This is a genomic window from Roseobacter sp. HKCC-CH-9208 (assembly GCF_037805125.1).
Lineage (GTDB): Bacteria > Pseudomonadota > Alphaproteobacteria > Rhodobacterales > Rhodobacteraceae > M30B80.
In genome coordinates this window covers 1,440,136-1,458,710 of sequence record NZ_JBBLYK010000001.1, presented here as the reverse complement: position 1 = coordinate 1,458,710, position 18,575 = coordinate 1,440,136, and the positions used below count along the sequence as shown (strand labels likewise).

Here is an 18,575-nt window from a genome sequence, read left to right as displayed (position 1 = left end):
GAATGTCACGCCTTTGCCACAATATTTAGCGGTTGAACACCGCAATCGCTATGGCCACCAAGATCAGCAGGCCGCCCGCGATCTTGTTAATCCGTGTCAGCGCCACTGGGTTCGTCACAAGGCGGCGCGCACGATCCACAAAAAGCGCAAAAAACGTATTTCCAACCAATGGCACAAACATGGAGATGGCCCCAATCAGGGCGATATCGGTCGCGTTAATCGTGCTGAGATCAAAGAACCCCGGCAGCATCCCCATGTAGAATAAAATCGCTTTGGGGTTGGCTAAAATCACCGCAAGGCCTGCAATGAACCCTGCCCAGACCCCTTTGCGATTAAGGCGGCTATCGGCGCTGATTTGGTGGCCTGCATGACGGATTAGCATGACCCCCATACCTACAAAAACAACCACAGCGAGCCAACGCAGCGCCTCCATCACCCAATCATAGCTTGCGACAATCCATGCAAGCCCGACCAAGGCCAGAACTGACCATGCGGTATCCCCCAGTGCCACCCCCAGCATCAGGGGAAACGCCCCACGCATCCCATGCGCCAATGTGCGCGCGGTCAAGGCCAACCACACAGGGCCAGGGGTGAGAAACAGCACGAAAAGCGCGCCCGCATAGAGCGCCATTTGGGCGAGCGTTATTGTCATTGTCCTACCTAATTGGCCGCCTCCACCCCGAGCGGCACCTCTTGCGCACGCGCGCCAAATTCCATGAACAATTCTGCGCCAGTGCCTGTCAAGAAAGCTTGTGCATTCAGCGCGCATATTTCGTCAAAGAGGGCTGCTCGCCTGTCTGCATCAAGATGTGCCGCCACTTCATCCAACAGCACCAAAGGTGCGCGGCCCGTGTCCTGCTTTAACGCGCGGGCATTGGCCAAAATCAGAGAGACCAAAAGGGCCTTTTGCTCACCCGTGGAGCATTGCCGCGCTGGGGCATCCTTGACGCGATAAATCGCGCCAAGATCAGTGCGATGCGGCCCAACCAACGTGCGCCCTGCTGCCATGTCCCGTGACCGTGTATCAGACCACAACGTGACCAAATCGGTGGGCGCGGTAAAACCCTCTCCCTCCTCCAAGGTCAGATCTGCGATAGGGAACCTGGTTTCCGCCTCCTCTTGCGCGGCAGCAATGCGGGTCAAGGCAGCGCTGCGATTGGCACATATTTGCTCTGCGGCACTCATCATCTGACGTTCAAGCGCTGCATACCAACCCGCATCGCGCACCTGATCCTTTAGCAAGCGATTGCGATCCCGCATGGATTTTTCATAGGCCAGAACCGCCTCACCATGATCTGGAAAGAAGCTCAGCGTAATGCGATCCAAAAACCGCCTGCGCCCTTCGGCCCCTTCAATCCAAAGCCGATCTTGCGATGGCACCAGCCAAACCATCCGCAAAAGGCGCGCAAGCGCCAATTGGGGCGCGGATTTCTCATCTATCTCGACCTGACGGGGGCTGCTTGGCTCGGCGCGGGTGATGAGCTCATGCACAGTGTCGTCAATCTGCAGGGTCGCCGCCACGCGCCACCCAATCACCTCTGGGCGGCGGATCAAATCCTCGGACGGGGCGCGCCGCAGCCCCCGACCAGGGGACAGCATCGAAATCGCTTCTAAGATATTTGTCTTACCCGCCCCATTTGGCCCATAAATCGCAACAGGCCGCCCATCGAAAGACATCCGCAAACCACGATGGCTGCGAAAATACGACAGATGCAAATTCGAGATATAGGCACTCATCCCGCGCGCTCTTTCAATCCACTTGGCGCGCGCGGCGCCTCAGACCCGCATCGGCATTACAACATAGATCGCGCTGGTGTCGTTCCCTTCGCGCATCAAGGTTGGATCACCCGATGAATTGAACATGAACACAGCGTTCTCGCGATCCACTTGGCTGGCGATTTCAAGCAGGTATTTAGCGTTAAAGCCGATCTCGAGCTTTTCATCCGCATAGGCAACCGCCAACTCTTCCTCGGCGGCGCCTGCATCTGGGGCATTTACCGACAGAACCAAACGATCCTCATCAAGGGACAGTTTCACCGCGCGTGAGCGCTCGGACGACACTGTGGCAACACGATCAACTGCACGCGCGAATTCAGAGGCATCCACCTCCAATTTGCGAGTGTTTCCCGATGGGATCACGCGCTGATAATCAGGGAAGGTTCCATCAATCACCTTCGAGGTCAGCGTGATCTCAGGTGTAGCGAATCGAATTTTTGTCTCAGATACGGAAACCGCAATCACCGCATCGTCATCTTCCAACAATTTGCGGATTTCACCCACGGTTTTGCGCGGCACGATCACGCCGGGCATGGCCTCGGCACCTGTGGGCAACTCGGTATCCACGCGCGCCAAGCGGTGACCATCTGTGGCAACCGCGCGCAGCATCCGTCCCTCTTCACCTTCGGCAATATGGAAATAAACGCCGTTGAGATAATAGCGTGTTTCCTCAGTCGAAATCGCGAATTTGGATTTATCGAACAAGCGGCGCAGCGCCGGCGCTTTGGCCGAGAAATTTGCGCTATATTCGGACGAAGACATCACAGGAAAATCTTCCTTGGGCAATGTCGCCAAAGAGAAATTCGATCGGCCCGCCTGAACGATTAAGCGACCCGAGGCTGCATCATCACTGATTTGCACCAAGGCCCCGTCAGGCAGTTTGCGCGTAATTTCATGCAGTGTGACCGCCGAAACCGTGGTGGCACCCGCTTGTTCGACATGGGCATCCACCTTGTCGACCACCTCAATATCAAGGTCGGTGGCACGAAAGGAAACATGGCTACCATCCGCCTCGATCAACACATTCGCCAAAATAGGGATCGTGTTACGGCGTTCGACAACAGATTGGGCTTGGCTGACAGCTTTGAGCAGGGCCGCGCGCTCGATCGAAAATTTCATAGCCTCGTCTCCAACATATAGCGGGGCGCAGAGGTTACTATCTCTGCGCCGCAGCACAAGTATTTTATCAGCAATGTTTCGATTGGCACAGTCGCGGTCAATGACAATCTTTCGATTGGCATGGCTTAGTGCGGAAAATCACGCCTCCAAAAGACGGCGCAGCAATTCTGCATCTTCCACGAATTGGCTATCCGTGCTCATCAATTCTTCGATTTTGCGGACGCCATGCAAAATGGTCGTATGATCACGGCCCCCAAATTTGCGCCCAATTTCTGGCAAGGATCGCGTTGTGTATTTCTTGCACAAATACATCGCCATTTGCCGAGGACGCACAATATTGCGCGCGCGATTGGGACTCATCAAATCTGCTGGACGCACTTTGTAATAGTCGCAGGTTTTTTTGATGATTTCATCCATCGTCACCTTGCGGCTGGTCGCGCGCAAAATGTCAGAAAGGCATTCTTGGGTCAGATCGAGCGTGATCTCAGCACCAACCAGGTCAGCAAAGGCGCAAAGACGCGTCAAGGCTCCTTCAAGCACCCGCACATTCGATGAGACACGATGCGCAATGAATTCCAAAACCCCGTCTGCGATTTTCAAATCACGATAGCGTTGGCGCTGTGTCTCGAGTTTGGATTGCAGGATACCAAGGCGCAATTCATAGTCGGTTGGATGTAAATCCACCACCAAGCCGCATTGCAAACGCGAGGCGATCCGACTGTCAAGATCCTCCATATCAACGGGCGCACGATCCCCCGAAATGATAATCTGTTTACCAAGTTCCACCAAAGCGTTGAACGTGTGAAAGAACTCTTCTTGTGTAGAATTCTTGCCTGCGATGAATTGCACATCATCAACCATTAAAACATCAACCGAACGGAACATCTGCTTAAAGCCGATCGTATCTTTTTCCCGCAACGCACGAACAAAGCGATACATGAACTGTTCAGCAGATAAGTAATGAATGCGCTGATTGGGCTTGTTTTTGGTCAACTCCCAAGCAATCGCGTGCATCAAGTGGGTCTTGCCAAGGCCAACACCGCCGTAAAGAAACAGCGGGTTAAACGCCACGGGGCCACCTTCGGCAACACGGCGCGCGGCAGCATGGGCCAACTCATTCGGTTTGCCCACGATAAAATTCTCGAACGTGTAAGCAGGGTTCAAATTAGACAAAGGAATGTCCGCATCGGCGCTGATCGCGGCCGAGAGGTCAGGCGCAGACTGCACTAGCGCCCCAACTGCAGGCGTTTGCAGTGCACTAGGTGTTTGGGACGTGCTCTGCACCAAGAATTCCAAGCGGTCTACTGCAAGCCCTGCGCCATGCAGGTGGCGCAAAATTACATCCCCAAATTTTTGCGAAACCCAAGTTCCAAAGAAATTCGTGGGGACACGGAAACGCGCGATGCGGGCATCGATGCTGTCAAACTCAATCGGCTCAATCCAAGATTTGAAGTTATTTTTTCCAATCGCCGATTGCAGTTCATTACACACATCCGCCCACTTGTCGTTCGTCATCATGCACCTACGCTTATTTTTAATTTTGCCGCATGAGAACCACCGTTCTGGCAGTTCCCACGCGGATCATCCCCGCTTAACGTTTTCAGAAAATCTGCCTGACCCATTGCAAGTCCAACAGCATAATTATGCCCGCTTGCAACGTCCAAACCGCGAGAGCGAACCGTCTTGAACAATCTTTACAAAAAAGGTGCCCACTCGCAGTTTGCGAGATCCTTTTTTGCCGTTCTTAAAATACGGTCACTCTCTCGAGGGAACACAAACACCTTCGGTGCATACACTTGGCATCTAAGCCATAGGTCACAGCGATAACCATGCGTAGAAACGCAAAGGCATCACTCAACCTATGGGCAGACTAATCCACCCTGTGCCGCGCACAAAAATTTGCGCGCGTTGGTTTTTACACCTGTCAGCTGTCCCCCCAGACAATCTGAATCACCTTGCGAAGCTAGCGGGAGTCGCGCCCCCCTCGCAATAGAACTTCACGCTTGACACAATTCTTTTTCAAACCCGAATCTGATGCATCCACAGAACGGCCTTGATCAGCAAAGATTTTCCCAAAAAAAAACGCCCGCAGAAGCGGGCGAATTTGTCATAATAATTAGGTCAAAGCCTAATATTACTTGGCCGAAAGCGCCTTCACACGGGCCGATAGGCGCGACATTTTCCGCGCAACCGTGTTTTTATGCAGGACACCTTTTGTCACACCGCGCATCAGCTCAGGCTGTACATCGCGCAACGCGGCTGCAGCAACAGACGCATCGCCTGTTGCAATCGCTTCTTCAACTTTGCGCAGGTAGGTGCGGATACGCGAACGGCGCGCTTTATTTACTTCATAGCGACGCTCATTCTGGCGGGCGCGTTTTTTGGACTGAGGCGTATTTGCCATTGGTTGATCCCTTCTCTCAGGCTCGTATCAATTAAAATGCAACGCGCGCCTGTCCAGCACCAACCACGGGTTTATAACCGGGTCCTCTGGCCAAAGCGGGCCTCACACGCATGTCTGAGACGCGCAGTACGGGAATTCTGACAGAATGTGAAGCCCTGAATCACTTGTCGCGAAACTGGGCTTCGCGCTTTTCAAGAAAGGCTGCCATGCCTTCCTTTTGATCTTCAGTGGCGAATAGCGCATGAAACAGGCGGCGTTCAAACAAAACGCCTTCACGAAGCGTGGTTTCATAGCTGCGATTGACCGATTCTTTGACAGCCATCACAGTGACCATGGATTTCTCAGCAATCTTGGCCGCCGCACCCATGACCTCTTCCATCAATTTTTTGGCAGGGACAACACGGCTGACAAGACCTGCCCGCTCTGCTTCTTCAGCAGTCATAAAGCGGCCTGTCAGATGCATATCCATCGCTTTCGACTTACCCACAAAACGGGTGAGGCGCTGCGTGCCGCCGATCCCCGCGACAATGCCCAAATTGATCTCAGGCTGTCCGAATTTTGCAGTATCCGCTGCAATGATGAAGTCGCACATCATCGCCAACTCGCATCCCCCGCCCAAGGCATAACCCGCAACGGCGGCAATAATGGGCTTACGACAGCGCAGTAATTCTTCGGTCTCAGTTGTGAATAAATCGCCTGCGAATACATCGACAAAGCTTTTCTCGGACATTTCTTTGACATCTGCCCCAGCGGCAAAGGCCTTATCCGAGCCAGTAATAACGATTACGCGAACCTTATCATTAGAATTGGCGGATTTAATGACCTTGGACAATTCGCCGAGCAACTGAATGTTCAGCGCGTTCAACGCATCGGGTCTGTTCAGCTTGATTAGGCAGACATGGTTTTCAATGTCCACAATCAGGGTTTCATAGGCCATCGCCAGTCAATCCTCGCAGGTTCGCATGTGCGACAGGGTTAACAGGATAAGCCAAAAGTTGAAACTACCTTTGGCAGGCAGGGCAGTAGAAACTTGACCGCCCCGATTGCACAATACGGCGGATCACGCCCGCGCATCCCGACTTGAGGCAAGGCTGGCCTTCGCGGTCATAGGCTTGGAATCCATGCTGGAAATATCCTAATTCCCCATCTGCTTGGCGATAGTCACGCAAGGATGACCCGCCCGCTTCAAGTGCCTCGGATAAAACCTCGCGAATGATTGGGACAAGGGACGCAACACGCGCAGGTGCAATTCGACCTGCTTGACGGGTTGGGGATATCCCCGCGCGAAACAGGGATTCGCAAACATAGATATTTCCCAAGCCCGCCACGATCCGCTGGTCGAGCAATGCCGCCTTGATCGGTGTTTTGCGCCCAGACAGCGCATCGACCAAATAGCGTTCATCAAACTGGTTGCCCAAAGGTTCTGGGCCAATCTCGCGGATCAGCCAGTGATCCGCCTCACCCGCAGTCGCAAACAAATCCATCGCACCAAATCGGCGTGGATCGTTAAAGGTGACACGCGCGCCTTGTGCCATTTCGAAAACAACGTGATCATGTTTTTGAGGGGCAGGATGGCCATGCACGAACTGCGCAAGTGTCTCGCGAGCGCCTTCAGGCAGCGAAATCAACATTCGCCCCGACATGCCCAAATGGATCAAGACAGTCGTGCCGCGATCTAAATCCATCAAGATGTATTTCGACCGCCGCCGCAAACGCAGGATACGCGCTCCAGAAACATCCCGCGCCATATTGGCAGGGAATGGCCAACGCAAACCCTCACGATTGAGGCGCAATTCTGTGATCACCTGCCCCTCCATGACGGGGATAAGACCACGGCGCACTGTTTCCACTTCGGGAAGTTCTGGCAAATTCTTCACTCCTTGTTCCAAGCGTCGCATTGTCAGGCGGCCCTTGCTGCCTATAAGAGGGGGGAGTTGAGAAGGAGGGCAAGGCCCGATGACATCGAAAGATGAAAGCCAAGACAGCCGCACCACCCATTTCGGTTTCCAAACCGTGGGCGAGGATGAAAAGGCAGGCATGGTGCATGGCGTGTTTTCCAATGTGGCAAGCCGCTATGATGTGATGAATGATGTCATGTCCGCAGGTATTCACCGCGTTTGGAAAGATGCGATGATGGATTGGCTTGCCCCGCGCGCGGGTCAGGACTTGCTCGATGTTGCGGGAGGGACGGGCGATATCGCTTTCCGCTTTCTCAAACGCGCGCCTTCTGCGAAGGCAACAGTGCTTGATATGACGCAATCCATGCTGATCGAGGGGCAAAAGCGCGCTGAAGCCGCGCATATGGCCGACAGCCTGAATTGGATTGTGGGCGATGCCATGGCGCTGCCCTTTGAAAACAATCGTTTTGACGTCTACACCATCAGCTTCGGCATCCGTAACGTAACCCGAGTGCAGGATGCGCTGAATGAGGCGTTTCGTGTCCTCAAACCTGGTGGACGCCTGATGGTTTTGGAATTCAGCCAATTGCCGAATACGGGCCTGCAAAAGCTTTATGATCTCTATTCATTCAATGTGATCCCGCGCATGGGTCAGATAATTGCCAATGATCGCGACAGCTATCAATATTTGGTCGAGTCGATCCGTAAATTTCCCGATCAAGAGACCTTTGCAGGGATGATCCGCACCGCTGGGTTTGAGCAAGTATCCTATCGTAATCTCAGCTTTGGCATCGCCGCGCTGCATTCTGGTTGGAAAATTTAACCGATGCGCGGGCCACATAATATTTGGCGTGTTATCCGCACAGGCGCCACATTCGAGCGCACAGGTGCGATGCGTGTGGCGCTTGAGGCGCTGAAGGCACCGCGATCCTTGCGCATTACAGCACGGGTTTTGGGCCTGCCGTTTGCATGGCTGGGGCATCGCGGTGACCCCGCCCTACCACCTGTAACACGCGCGCTGACGGCCCTTGGCCCTGCCTATATCAAATTTGGACAAATTCTATCGACCCGCCCTGATGTGGTGGGTTCAGAATTGGCGCAACAATTGCGCGTTCTGCAAGATAAGCTGCCACCCTTCTCGACAGAGCGCGCCAAAAAGGTCATTTCCGATGAATTGGAAATTCCTGTCGACCAATTATTCAGCTCCTTTTCCGAGCCAGTCGCAGCCGCCTCTATCGCGCAAGTGCATCAAGCGACGTTGGCTGAGACAGGACAAGAGGTTGCAGTTAAGGTGTTACGCCCCCAAATCGGGCGCGCCTTTCGCAAAGATATCAATGCCTTTTACCTGATCGCGTGGCTGGTCGAAACCCTTGCGCCTGCCACGCGGCGGTTGCGTCCACGTGAAGTGGTCGAGCATTTCGAAGGTGTGGTTCTGCAGGAACTTGATCTGAGGATCGAAGCTGCCGCAGCAGGGGAATTTGCGGCCAACACGGCAAATGACGAAGGCTTTGATGTGCCTCAAATTCAATGGGGCCTGTCATCACGGCAGGTGATGACGATGAGTTGGGCCAAAGGTGTGCCGCTTGGCGATGTCGCAGCGATTGACGCGGCAGGCTTTGACCGCCGCGCCTTAGCTGCGCGCGTGCTGCAGATGTTCCTACGCCACGCTCTGCGGGATGGCTATTTCCATGCCGATATGCACCAAGGCAATCTCAAAGTTTCACCTGTGGGTGACATTGTGGCCTTGGATTTCGGAATCATGGGGCGGCTCGATGAATACACGCGCCGCGTCTACGCCGAAATTTTGATGGGCTTTATTCGCAAAGATTACCGCCGCGTGGCAGAGGTGCATTTTGAAGCGGGATATGTGCCCGCCGATCGCGATGTTGATCAATTCGCACAAGCCCTCAGATCAGTTGGCGAGCCAATTTTCGGCATGGATGCAAGCCGCATTTCCATGGCACGACTTCTGTCATATCTCTTTGATGTGACTGAAAAATTTGGCATGGAAACGCGCACTGAACTGATCTTGCTGCAACGCACAATGGTTGTTGTTGAGGGGGTTGCGCGCTCCCTTGATCCACATATCAATATTTGGGATGTGGCAAAGCCCGTGGTGGAAGATTACATCGCCCGCAACATTGGACCTAAAGCCGTAATCGCCGACCTTCTGAAAACGGCAAAGGTGCTCGCGCGGTTCGGGCCACGCTTGCCAGATTTAGCTGAGGCGGCGCTGCTTGCGCAGGTCAACACCAAACCCACAAAGCCTGTCTCGAGGTGGAAGGAGCGTGTGGCCTATGGCGCGCTCGGCTTTGGTTTGGCGGGGGGAATTTTGGCAATCGCTGAATTTCTATAAGCGTCTTTATGGCATGCGCAGCGCCTCAACCTGATCGGCGGCGATTTCAACCCCACCTGCCATTGTCCTTGCCCCCAAACTCTGCCGCCCCTCTGTGGGTCGGCGATTGGTCGCGCCTGTGCCATTTTGCGCCACGGAGAGCTCGGAAAAGGGGCTTTCACCGCCAAATGCGCCCTCGCCACCACCAGAAATTCGGGCAATTGGAACATTGGGGCTAAAATAATCTGCGATACCCTTGCGCTGCTGCTCGGTTGTGGCGTTCAAAAGCCACATCAACATAAAGAACGCCATCATCGCGGTCACAAAATCCGCATAGGCCACTTTCCACGCGCCGCCGTGATGACCATCCCCGCCAACAACCTTTTTCCGTTTAATGATAATGGGGCGATTTTTCAGATCATCAACCATAGGCGGCATCCACATTCCCAAAGACAAAGCCTCACGAGCCCATAGCGTAATGCGAGAAACTTTAGGATCGGGTAAACGGCTTTTGCACTTCCCCCAAAGCCGTGGTTAACTGCGCGAAAGAACAATCTGCTCATATAGGATGGCATAACGATGGCGCGGATGATTTACATTCTCAATGGCCCAAACCTTAATCTCTTGGGCAAGCGAGAGCCGCATATTTACGGGCATGAAACCCTTGAAGATGTTGAACGGCGGTGTAAGGCGCTGATTCCCGAAGGGTTTGATCTCTCTTTGCGCCAATCAAATCACGAAGGCCAACTCATTGACTGGATCCATGAGGCGCGCGAAGCCGCCTGTGGTATTGTCATCAATCCAGGCGCCTATACCCATACCTCAATCGCAATTTATGATGCGCTTTGTGCCTATGAGGGGCCAGTGATTGAGGTGCATATATCGAATGTTCATAAACGCGAAGCGTTTCGCCATCATTCCTATGTCTCTGGACGTGCCGAAGGCGTGATCGCAGGGCTTGGGCTTGACGGATATGAGGCCGCCACGCGGCGTATCGTGACCTTAAATGGCGCGTAACTACACCACGCGGCGGTCATGCCCTAGTTTTCGGATATAGGTTTCCAAAGTCGCGCCAAGCATATCATTGCGGCGGGACAAATCTGACTGCTTGTCCCCTGTTGGCGCTGTTTCAATCAACTCAAGCTGGCCATTCTCATGTTCGGCAATCGCGTGATGCGGCCCGTCACGGCGCACCCATGAGCCACAATTGGCGAACACACCCCCGCCGGCTTGGCTCAATTCAGGCATATGACTGTGGCCGCAAATGATGCCGTCCAACCCGTCACGCGCAGCGCGCTCAAGCGCGAGCCGTTTGAAGGACTGACCCAAAAGCGGCATCCCCCCTTCAATGGATTTGCGCAAAATCAATGGTCAGAGAACCGTGGGTAAAATCTCGCGCAACTTTTCGTCATGATTGCCCGTGATGACCGTCACCCGCACACGTTCATCGCGGCGCAGGCGTAATATCTCGCTCAACACGTTCTGACAATCGTCATTCCAGAACCAACGCTTTTCTAATTTCCAGCCATCAATCACATCGCCAACCAAAAACAGGTTGCGGAATTCATAGCGCGCCAAGAGCCGCCGAACGGCCGCAAGATCAGCCGCTTTGTGGCCCATATGCATATCAGAGAGAAACAAACTTCTGATCTTGATTGGCTGACGGCGCGGATCAACCATGGCTCTCGCAGACAAGGTTCTTGTGGAACACATCGGCCACTTCTGGCCATGAATAGCGTGCCTTGGTTTTTTCATGCCGTTCTTGCGGGCTACCTTTGGCAGCAATAGCGCGGCGCACAGCATCCTCAAGATCAGTGTCACTGATCGCCCCAAGGGTCGGATCGTGACCCACAATGTCGGATGGCCTGGTTCGTCAAAGGCCGCAATTGGCAGGCCTGAGGCCAACGCCTCAATCAAAACAATTCCAAACGTGTCAGTGCGCGAAGGAAATACGAAAACATCCGCATCCCGATAGGCATCTGCCAAAGCGCGCCCTGTTAAGCTGCCTGTAAACCGCACGCTGCCATAGTCTTTGCGGAGATGTGGCAAAAGCGGGCCATCCCCCACAACGATTTTTTCCGCTGCAATGGGAAGATCGAGGAAAGCTTCGATATTCTTCTCTTTCGATACGCGCCCCACATAGAGAAGCCTCAGAGGCTCGGCGCGCTTTGGATGGGGGGCGGGATAGAACAGATCATAATCTACACCACGCAACAACCGCACCATCGGCGCGGTAAACCCGCTATCTCGCAACTGCTGCTCAATCCGCGCAGTCGCAACAAATACGCAGGTCGAGGCATTGTGAAATTTACTTAGAACGGCCATGATACTCCGCTCAGCGAAACTGCTCAAAAATTTGGGAACGCACAGCGCAATATATCGGGCAAAATCGGTGTGGAAGGCCGTGGTGAATGGAACGCCGCGCGCCGTGCAATAGCGCCAAGCCGCCCAACCCAGTGGGCCTTCAACCGCGATATGGATTGCATCTGGCGCATAGTCTTCAATCAATCGGCGCAAAAGGCGCGCAGGTAAGATTGCCAGTTCTATCTCTTTGTAAAACGGCAGCGCGATCCGCCGAAAATCTTCTGGGCCAATGACCCGAACATCCACATTGCGCGCTTCAAGCGCAGCGATGATATTTTGGTAAGTGCGCACCACGCCATTGATCTGGCCGCCCCATGCGTCCGAAATGATCAAAACACGTTTTGGCATTGGCGCTGTTGAGGTGCCGCCCATAGTCGCCCCGCTGATCCGCCATCAAACTTCGTCCCAGATGGCGCGTCTTTGTGACAGGTGCGCGTCAAATTGTGCAAAAAGCCAAAAATTTCTGAGATTTGCTATATCTTCACAACAGCGCAAGCTTCGGTCTTTATGGGGCAACCACATTTTGCGAGATGGATCATGACGACAGCTTATCGCCCCGCCCATGAATTGATGGATGAAATCGCCAAAGGCAGTCTTTCTCCAAGCGCGCTGATGGAAGAAAGCTTGGCGCGCATCGCGGCGATCAATCCCAAGATCAATGCCATCGTAGCGCTCCGTGATGAAGCTGCCTTGATGGACGAGGCCCGCGCCATGGACGCGGCCCCTCAAAAAGGGCCACTGCATGGCCTGCCCTTTGCTGTGAAAGATTTGGTTGCCACCAAAGGGATCACAAGCAGCTGGGGATCACCGATTTTCAAAGATTTCGTACCAAGCAAAGACGACCTTGTTGCAGCGCGCCTCAGGGCCGCTGGTGCGATTTTAATCGGCAAGACGAATGTGCCTGAGTTCGGTTTAGGATCGCACAGCTTTAATCCCATCTACGGCATAACCAAAAACCCGTATGATTTAGAAAAATCGGCAGGCGGGTCATCGGGCGGCGCAGGTGCGGCTTTGGCGGCGGGTTTGGTCGGTCTTGCCGATGGATCAGACATGATGGGCAGCCTGCGCAATCCGGCCGCATGGAATAATCTATATAGCCTAAGACCCACGCATGGTCTGGTGCCCGGCGAACCCCAAGGCGAAATGTTCATGCATCCCTTGTCTACCGATGGACCAATGGCACGCAACCCACAAGATTTGGCGCTTTTGTTGAATGTCCTTGCAGGGCCTGATCCGCGCGTCCCGTATCATTGGCCCAAATGTGACTTTCAAAACCTGCCGCATTTCTCTGGCGCCAAAATTGCATGGCTTGGCGATTGGGGTGGATCCTTAGCTTTGGAGCCTAGCCTGATCACCCATCTCGAGGCATCTTTGGCAGTTCTGTCCGAAGCAGGTGCCACAGTTGCGCCAGACAAACCACCTTTCCCATTCGAGAAGATTTGGGCCTCATGGTGCAGGCTTCGGCATTTTGCAATCTTGGGAAAATTGGGGGGCTATGCGTCCAATCCTCTTCAACGCGACCTGCTAAAACCCGAAGCGATTTGGGAGATTGAGGGAGGTCAATCTCTAACCCCTGCCGATATTCTCGCCGCAAGTGCGGATCGATCTGACTGGCTACGGGCCGCTGCGCGCAGCTTTGAAACCGTTGATTTCCTAGCCCTCCCCGCAACGCAGACATGGCCCTTTGCGGCAGAGCTACGCTATCCCGAGGCGATCAATGGGCGCGCAATGGATACCTATCACCACTGGATGGCGGTCGTCACACCCGCAAGCCTTGGCGGCTTACCCGCCCTAACCCTGCCAGCTGGTTTTGGTGAAACAGGCCTTCCCGCGGGCATTCAAATCATCGGGCCAAAAGGATCAGACGCGCAGCTTCTGGCGCTTGCCAATGCCTATCACAGCGTCAATCCGTGGAAGGACAAACGCCCCACCCTGTAACCGCCGCCACTCGATCAAGATCCGCGGCAAGCGATGAAGGCAATATCTAACGCCGCCTTCCAACCCGTCCAACTGGGGCTTTGGATTGGGGGTGGCGAATATGTGGGCCATATCACTTTCAGGCCGCCGTAAACCGAAGTTATAAATTCAAAGTTTGGATCAAACATAGGGGGCTTGACACTATCCGCCACGCCAGCTTGTCAGAAAAAAACTATGAGGAGACAGAGGCTGAATTTGCCCCTATGCGGCGGCTAGCACACGATTTGGACCTCGCCCTCATGGTTGTTCACCACACACGCAAAGATAGCGGCAATCCGTCAACACCGATCGAGCGCATAATGGGCTCCCAAGGGATTGGTGCCACGATTGAAACCGCTATTGTTTTAGAACAGCGGCCTGGGTCCAAAGACATAATCGCCCATGTTGTAGGCAAGGAAGTTGAAGGCGGTGAGTTTGCATACCGCTGGGACAGCCCTGGCTTCAGTTTCCAAGGCACTCCAGATGTTGCAACGCTCGGGTCGTTTCAAGAGAAATGCTACGCCTTCATAAAGCAGCATCCAAGATGCATGCAAAAGGCAATCGTTGACGCCCTGGACACAGATAAAGGATCGGTCTCTCGGGCGGTCGCCAAGCTAATCGAACGAGGATTGGTGGAGAAAGATCAGCGTGACGCGTTGATGGCAAGTCAAAATAGCGCAACCATTAAAACATGTTCGGCTTGTGCGCGAGCAAAAGCAAACACGCAGCCACGCGCGCCTGGGACGCACAACAAAAAGGTGGATAAAAGGGTAGATGTAAGTCTACGGATCTTACATAAAGATATGTTAAATAATGATTTTTTTTCTTGGAGTGGTGCCGCTGAAGGGACTCGAACCCCCGACCCCATCATTACGAATGACGTGCTCTACCAGCTGAGCTACAGCGGCCACGGGCGCGCTCATAGCAAGGTTGTGCGCGCTTGTGTAGACATAATGTAATCCGTGTTTAATTTACGCCACGGGCGGCCTGCACCGCGTCTGCTCCCTTACTGGCGTCCTCCTCATCATCAATTCGGAATTCAGGACCCAAAGTTAACGTATCCTCGTCCGATACGGGCTCGACCATAGGCTCAAATGGGGCTGTCTGCTGCGGGGTTGCAACTGTTTCAGGCGTTTCTACCGCAGCAGGGCTTGGGCCATCCAAGGCACCCACGATCAAAGGCAGCATTTGTTCAGGCCCTTGGAGCGCGGCTTCACTTTGCGGTGGCACCGCCCAATGCAATGTATCGAACCCATCACAATGGGTGCAGGTTGGGCGCCATTCGGCATGAACATGGCCACAGGCCTCGCACAACCATTGCGGCCCACGCGATGCTGTAACTGCTTTTGCAAGCCAAGCCCGCACCAGACGATCTTCACCGCCTTCGCCGCGCTCAATGGCAGCCATAACAGTCAGGCTGCGCGCATCTGGCTCATCCTGTGCCAAACTGCCAAGGGCCTTGCGGGCCTCATCAAATTCCTTGGCGGCGATTTGCAATTCCGCCTCCAAAAGGCGCGCCTCACGGTGGCCTTGATGCTGCTTTAACAAAGGACGGAAGCGTTTGATCCGCGCCTCTGGCGTTTCTTCGGGAACGATTTCGGCAAAAGCCGCGGCTAGATCAGGGTGCGGCGCAAGACCCCATGCTTTTTGGATCACCGATGCGGCCTGCTTTGCCTTACCCTCGGCAATCGACATGCGCGCCGCCATCACTGCGGCGGGCACAAGGCTTGGAGATTGCCGATTGGCGGATTTTGCCAGCTCTGTCGCGCGGGCAATTTGGCCATCTGCCAAAGCCTCACGCGCATCGGCAAGGGCCAAGACAGCGTCACGGCGCTTATGCACATCGCGCGGCAAAGTGCCTGACCGCAGTTTTGCATTCAATGTGGCCCGTGCCCCTGCCCAATCTTCATATTGCGCCTGAAGACGCAGCAAGGTGTCCTGCATATCCGCATTTTTGGGTCGCAGGGCGAGGGCCTTTTCGGCGAGTTTCAAAGCGGTGTCGGTGTCTCCTGCGGCCAGTTTCTGCTGCAACAAGCCCCGAACACCGACAAAGCGGGTGCGCTCATCTTGAACCAAGGCTTTGAATGCTTCGGTCGCGCGGGCCTTGTCGCCCGCCATTTCCGCCCCTTGGGCAATCAATAAATTCGTCACCTCTGGCCGCGCCAGCAGCTTCGCCGCGCGCTCTGCTTTACGGATGGCCAAATGCCCTTCACCCGCTGCAAGGGCGAGGATCGAGTCGGACAATGCCTCAAACCCACGTTTTTCGCTGCGGCGATTGAAATAACGGGTCAATGCAGTTTCATCGCCATTGAGGAAACGGATACCCGCCACGATCAAGCCCGTGAGGCGCATCAAGATCCACACCAAAACCAAAGCGGCCAGCGCCAACAGCACCGACACAAAAGGTGTCAGAACAAATTCGCGCCCTGCCACCGTGATTAGCGCCACATCACCGATCTCGAGCAGATAGGTGGCCCCAATCGCCAAAAGGGCGGTGGCAGCTACGAAAATCAGCGCCTTGAGCATGGACCACAACATCACATCGCCCCCCTTAACCCGCTTGACCGATTGCGGCGCGATAGGTTTCGAAGGCCTCAGTCACAGAGAGACGCGCCTCAACCTGAGCGACCCAATCCGAAAATACGGCTTGGGCAGGGGCAGGCAGGGCCGAAAGTTCAGCCAAAGCCAAAGACAAATCGCCTTGATCAACGGCCCCTTGGGCACGGGACAAGATTGCATCTGGGTCATCCCCATCACGCGGGCTGAGCGACCGACCACCAATTTGGCCTTGCAGGAACGCCCCCACGCGCGCGCTCACCTTATCGCCTGCCGTTTCGCGCAAGGCAATTGGCAGCGCATTGCGCGCCAAGGGCGCAAATTCCGTGCGAAGCTGCGACAGGCGCACCAGTCCCGTCTCGGCCGCAGCGTGCAACAGAGCGGGGGCGGAGATGCCTGATCCTGCCTCCGCATCAGATAGCGCCGCTGCAAATGGCGCACCGCTTTCCATCGCCAATGTCAGGCGTACAATCGCGCTGCTGGCCTGCAGGCGTGCCACTTCACTGGTGATCGTCTCACGTAACGCGGCGAGTTCGGTTTCAGCATCTTGTGAAACGGCCTCAAGCGCGCCCCGCTGGCTGTCTACTAGGGCCTGCAATGTGGCAATCTGCTGATCCAACGCGACACCATTTGCCCCTAAAAGTGAAACATCTGTACCTTCAGGGCGGGCTTCAAGCATGGCAATGCGCGATTGCAGATCGGAGAGCGCATTGGCTTGCGCCGCAAGATCGGCGTCAAGCGCATCAAGCTTGGCGGTCATCGGGGTCAAATCAACCTGCGGCACCGAGACTGAATCAAGATCCGTACGAAGATCGGCCAAACTCGCCTCAAGCGGCGCAAGATCGACTGTGGCTGCCCCTTGGCCTGCGAGGCCTGCGCGCAGTTCATCCTGTGTTGCCTCAATAGCAGAGAGACGCGCAGCAATATCATTGGAGGGCTCCGCGCTTGGCAAAAGACTGGCCGCAACGAAGCCAAGCCCTGCAGCAAGACCACCCCCTAAAACCATCGGCCAGACCGAATTGCGCGGCTTTGGTAAAGGCGGGGCAGCAGGCGCTGTATCGGATTGGCTTGGAACAGCATCCGTTGCGGGCTTTGTTGCCGCTTTCGGCGCAGGTTTTGCAGTGGCCTTTGTGGTGGTCTTTACAGCCGCTTTGGGTGTCACCTTCGCTGAGGTCGATTTGTGCGCCTGTGATGGTGTTCGCTTTGAACGCGACCCTGTCGAAGCCTGCGAAGATGTTGATTTTTTTTCCGCCATACAGACCTCTTACCCGTCAGAATCATGCTGTCCAGTTACATTGACAGCGTTTTTCAGCAGCTTAGAGCAGCCATCCCATGCGCTCAAGCCTTGCAGGCGACCCGATCGCGCCTTTAGCGAAGATATCTCACTAGCGCATCAATCATCGCGCCTGCATTAGGGGATTGCGCCACAGATACCCGCGCGTGAAACGCGGCAGGGATGGCGTCAGCAGTTGCTGCACTGATCGCAACAAACCGCAAATCCGCACGCATGTTCTCTGGCAAGGCCGCAAAAAACAAGGCTGCAGAGCGGGGTGAAAACAGCGGGACGACAACCGACCTATCACTTTGAAAAATTGAGGTAAATTCACTATCAGGCGCCAGTGCAACCTGCTCGTATATCGCCAAGTGATCAGCAGTCTGGCCTGCAGCTTGCAAGACCGCGCACAGATCGCCCGCTTGGTGGTGCCCATGCAGATGGATCACCCGCGCCGAGCGCGGCAGATCGGCCAAGATCAACGCTGAAAGATCGGTGACATCACCCTCCGCAGATCGCGCCATGAAACCCAAAGCCTGCGCCGCTTGCGCAGTTTTTTGCCCAACACAATAGGCTGTGACCCGCAAAGCTGCGTCAGGTTCCTTTGACAATTTAGCAAAGGCAGAAACCCCGTTTTCCGAGGTGAACACGACCGCATCATAGCGCGAGATATCCACATCCACTGGGATCACAGACATCGTCATCAGCGGATGGATCGAAAGCGCGGGACGCTGACCCAAAGCCGCCGTCATATCATCAGCAAACCGCTGCGATTGCGCAGCAGAACGGGTCAGAAGGATCAAAGGGCAAGCATTGTCAGCCATAGTCTGCAATGATACCTGCCTTGCGAAGCGCTTACAATTGGCTTCCATCGCAGATATCTTTGGTCTGCAA

At 54.7% G+C, this 18,575-nt stretch carries 16 protein-coding genes, 1 tRNA gene and 2 pseudogenes; 5 read left to right on the top strand and 14 right to left on the bottom strand.

The annotated features are described in order from the left end of the window. Positions 1-25: 25 nt before the first annotated feature. The 7 genes from AAC621_RS07280 to mutM form a co-directional block, all read right to left on the bottom strand. Complete coding sequence (locus AAC621_RS07280) at positions 26-652, bottom strand: LysE family translocator (RefSeq protein ID WP_340253790.1); 627 nt, start codon at positions 650-652, stop codon at positions 26-28. 8 nt (positions 653-660) lie between these two features. Then, positions 661-1,737: a DNA replication/repair protein RecF gene (gene recF, locus AAC621_RS07275; RefSeq protein ID WP_340253787.1), complete on the bottom strand. Its 1,077-nt coding sequence runs from the start codon at positions 1,735-1,737 to the stop codon at positions 661-663. Positions 1,738-1,776: 39 nt separating this feature from the next. Beyond that, positions 1,777-2,895: a DNA polymerase III subunit beta gene (dnaN, locus tag AAC621_RS07270; RefSeq protein ID WP_317657211.1), complete on the bottom strand. Its 1,119-nt coding sequence runs from the start codon at positions 2,893-2,895 to the stop codon at positions 1,777-1,779. Positions 2,896-3,033: 138 nt separating this feature from the next. Continuing rightward, a complete protein-coding gene (gene dnaA / locus AAC621_RS07265; protein WP_340253784.1) occupies positions 3,034-4,410 on the bottom strand; it encodes a chromosomal replication initiator protein DnaA in 1,377 nt (458 codons plus the stop codon). A gap of 619 nt (positions 4,411-5,029) precedes the next feature. Then, the gene (rpsT, locus tag AAC621_RS07260; protein WP_340253781.1) at positions 5,030-5,299 is read right to left on the bottom strand and encodes a 30S ribosomal protein S20; all 270 of its coding nucleotides are present in this window, start codon (positions 5,297-5,299) and stop codon (positions 5,030-5,032) included. 160 nt (positions 5,300-5,459) lie between these two features. After that, positions 5,460-6,236, bottom strand: a complete 777-nt coding sequence (locus AAC621_RS07255; protein WP_317657209.1) for an enoyl-CoA hydratase — start codon at positions 6,234-6,236, stop codon at positions 5,460-5,462. A 64-nt stretch (positions 6,237-6,300) separates the two neighbouring features. Continuing rightward, positions 6,301-7,167: a bifunctional DNA-formamidopyrimidine glycosylase/DNA-(apurinic or apyrimidinic site) lyase gene (mutM, locus tag AAC621_RS07250; protein ID WP_340243788.1), complete on the bottom strand. Its 867-nt coding sequence runs from the start codon at positions 7,165-7,167 to the stop codon at positions 6,301-6,303. Positions 7,168-7,255: 88 nt separating this feature from the next. Here mutM and ubiE point away from each other — a divergent pair, with 88 nt between their 5' ends. Together ubiE and ubiB are read left to right on the top strand one after the other, a co-directional pair. Continuing rightward, positions 7,256-8,020 (top strand): bifunctional demethylmenaquinone methyltransferase/2-methoxy-6-polyprenyl-1,4-benzoquinol methylase UbiE, encoded by a 765-nt coding sequence (ubiE, locus tag AAC621_RS07245; RefSeq protein WP_340253778.1) that lies wholly within the window; start codon positions 7,256-7,258, stop codon positions 8,018-8,020. A gap of 3 nt (positions 8,021-8,023) precedes the next feature. After that, complete coding sequence (gene ubiB / locus AAC621_RS07240; protein ID WP_340253775.1) at positions 8,024-9,553, top strand: 2-polyprenylphenol 6-hydroxylase; 1,530 nt, start codon at positions 8,024-8,026, stop codon at positions 9,551-9,553. Positions 9,554-9,622: 69 nt separating this feature from the next. On the opposite strand, the pseudogene AAC621_RS07235 reads toward ubiB, so the two are convergent. Then, positions 9,623-9,961: pseudogene (locus AAC621_RS07235) on the bottom strand (flagellar motor protein MotB); the annotation flags it as partial. A gap of 150 nt (positions 9,962-10,111) precedes the next feature. On the opposite strand from AAC621_RS07235, the gene aroQ reads away from it, so the two are divergent. Then, positions 10,112-10,549 (top strand): type II 3-dehydroquinate dehydratase, encoded by a 438-nt coding sequence (gene aroQ / locus AAC621_RS07230; RefSeq protein WP_340253772.1) that lies wholly within the window; start codon positions 10,112-10,114, stop codon positions 10,547-10,549. On the opposite strand, the gene AAC621_RS07225 is transcribed toward aroQ, so the two are convergent. Beyond that, the gene (locus tag AAC621_RS07225) at positions 10,550-10,894 is read right to left on the bottom strand and encodes a hypothetical protein (protein ID WP_340253769.1); all 345 of its coding nucleotides are present in this window, start codon (positions 10,892-10,894) and stop codon (positions 10,550-10,552) included. A gap of 9 nt (positions 10,895-10,903) precedes the next feature. Next, a complete protein-coding gene (locus tag AAC621_RS07220; protein WP_340253766.1) occupies positions 10,904-12,244 on the bottom strand; it encodes a glycosyltransferase in 1,341 nt (446 codons plus the stop codon). 189 nt (positions 12,245-12,433) lie between these two features. Here AAC621_RS07220 and AAC621_RS07215 point away from each other — a divergent pair, with 189 nt between their 5' ends. Both AAC621_RS07215 and AAC621_RS12265 read left to right on the top strand, forming a co-directional pair. Beyond that, on the top strand, positions 12,434-13,834 hold the full coding sequence (locus AAC621_RS07215) for an amidase (protein ID WP_340253763.1): 1,401 nt from the start codon (positions 12,434-12,436) through the stop codon (positions 13,832-13,834). A gap of 242 nt (positions 13,835-14,076) precedes the next feature. Next, positions 14,077-14,493, top strand: a pseudogene (locus tag AAC621_RS12265) (MarR family transcriptional regulator); the annotation flags it as partial. Between the two features lie 191 nt (positions 14,494-14,684). Here AAC621_RS12265 and AAC621_RS07210 read toward each other — a convergent pair. From AAC621_RS07210 to AAC621_RS07195, 4 genes are all read right to left on the bottom strand, one after another. Continuing rightward, positions 14,685-14,760, bottom strand: a tRNA-Thr gene (locus tag AAC621_RS07210). Between the two features lie 58 nt (positions 14,761-14,818). After that, positions 14,819-16,390 carry a heme biosynthesis protein HemY gene (locus AAC621_RS07205; protein ID WP_340253760.1) on the bottom strand — a complete coding sequence of 524 codons (1,572 nt, stop codon included), beginning with the start codon at positions 16,388-16,390 and terminating at the stop codon, positions 14,819-14,821. Between the two features lie 13 nt (positions 16,391-16,403). Continuing rightward, positions 16,404-17,663 (bottom strand): COG4223 family protein, encoded by a 1,260-nt coding sequence (locus tag AAC621_RS07200; protein WP_340253757.1) that lies wholly within the window; start codon positions 17,661-17,663, stop codon positions 16,404-16,406. A 113-nt stretch (positions 17,664-17,776) separates the two neighbouring features. Beyond that, positions 17,777-18,505 (bottom strand): uroporphyrinogen-III synthase, encoded by a 729-nt coding sequence (locus AAC621_RS07195; protein WP_340253754.1) that lies wholly within the window; start codon positions 18,503-18,505, stop codon positions 17,777-17,779. Positions 18,506-18,575: the final 70 nt, after the last annotated feature.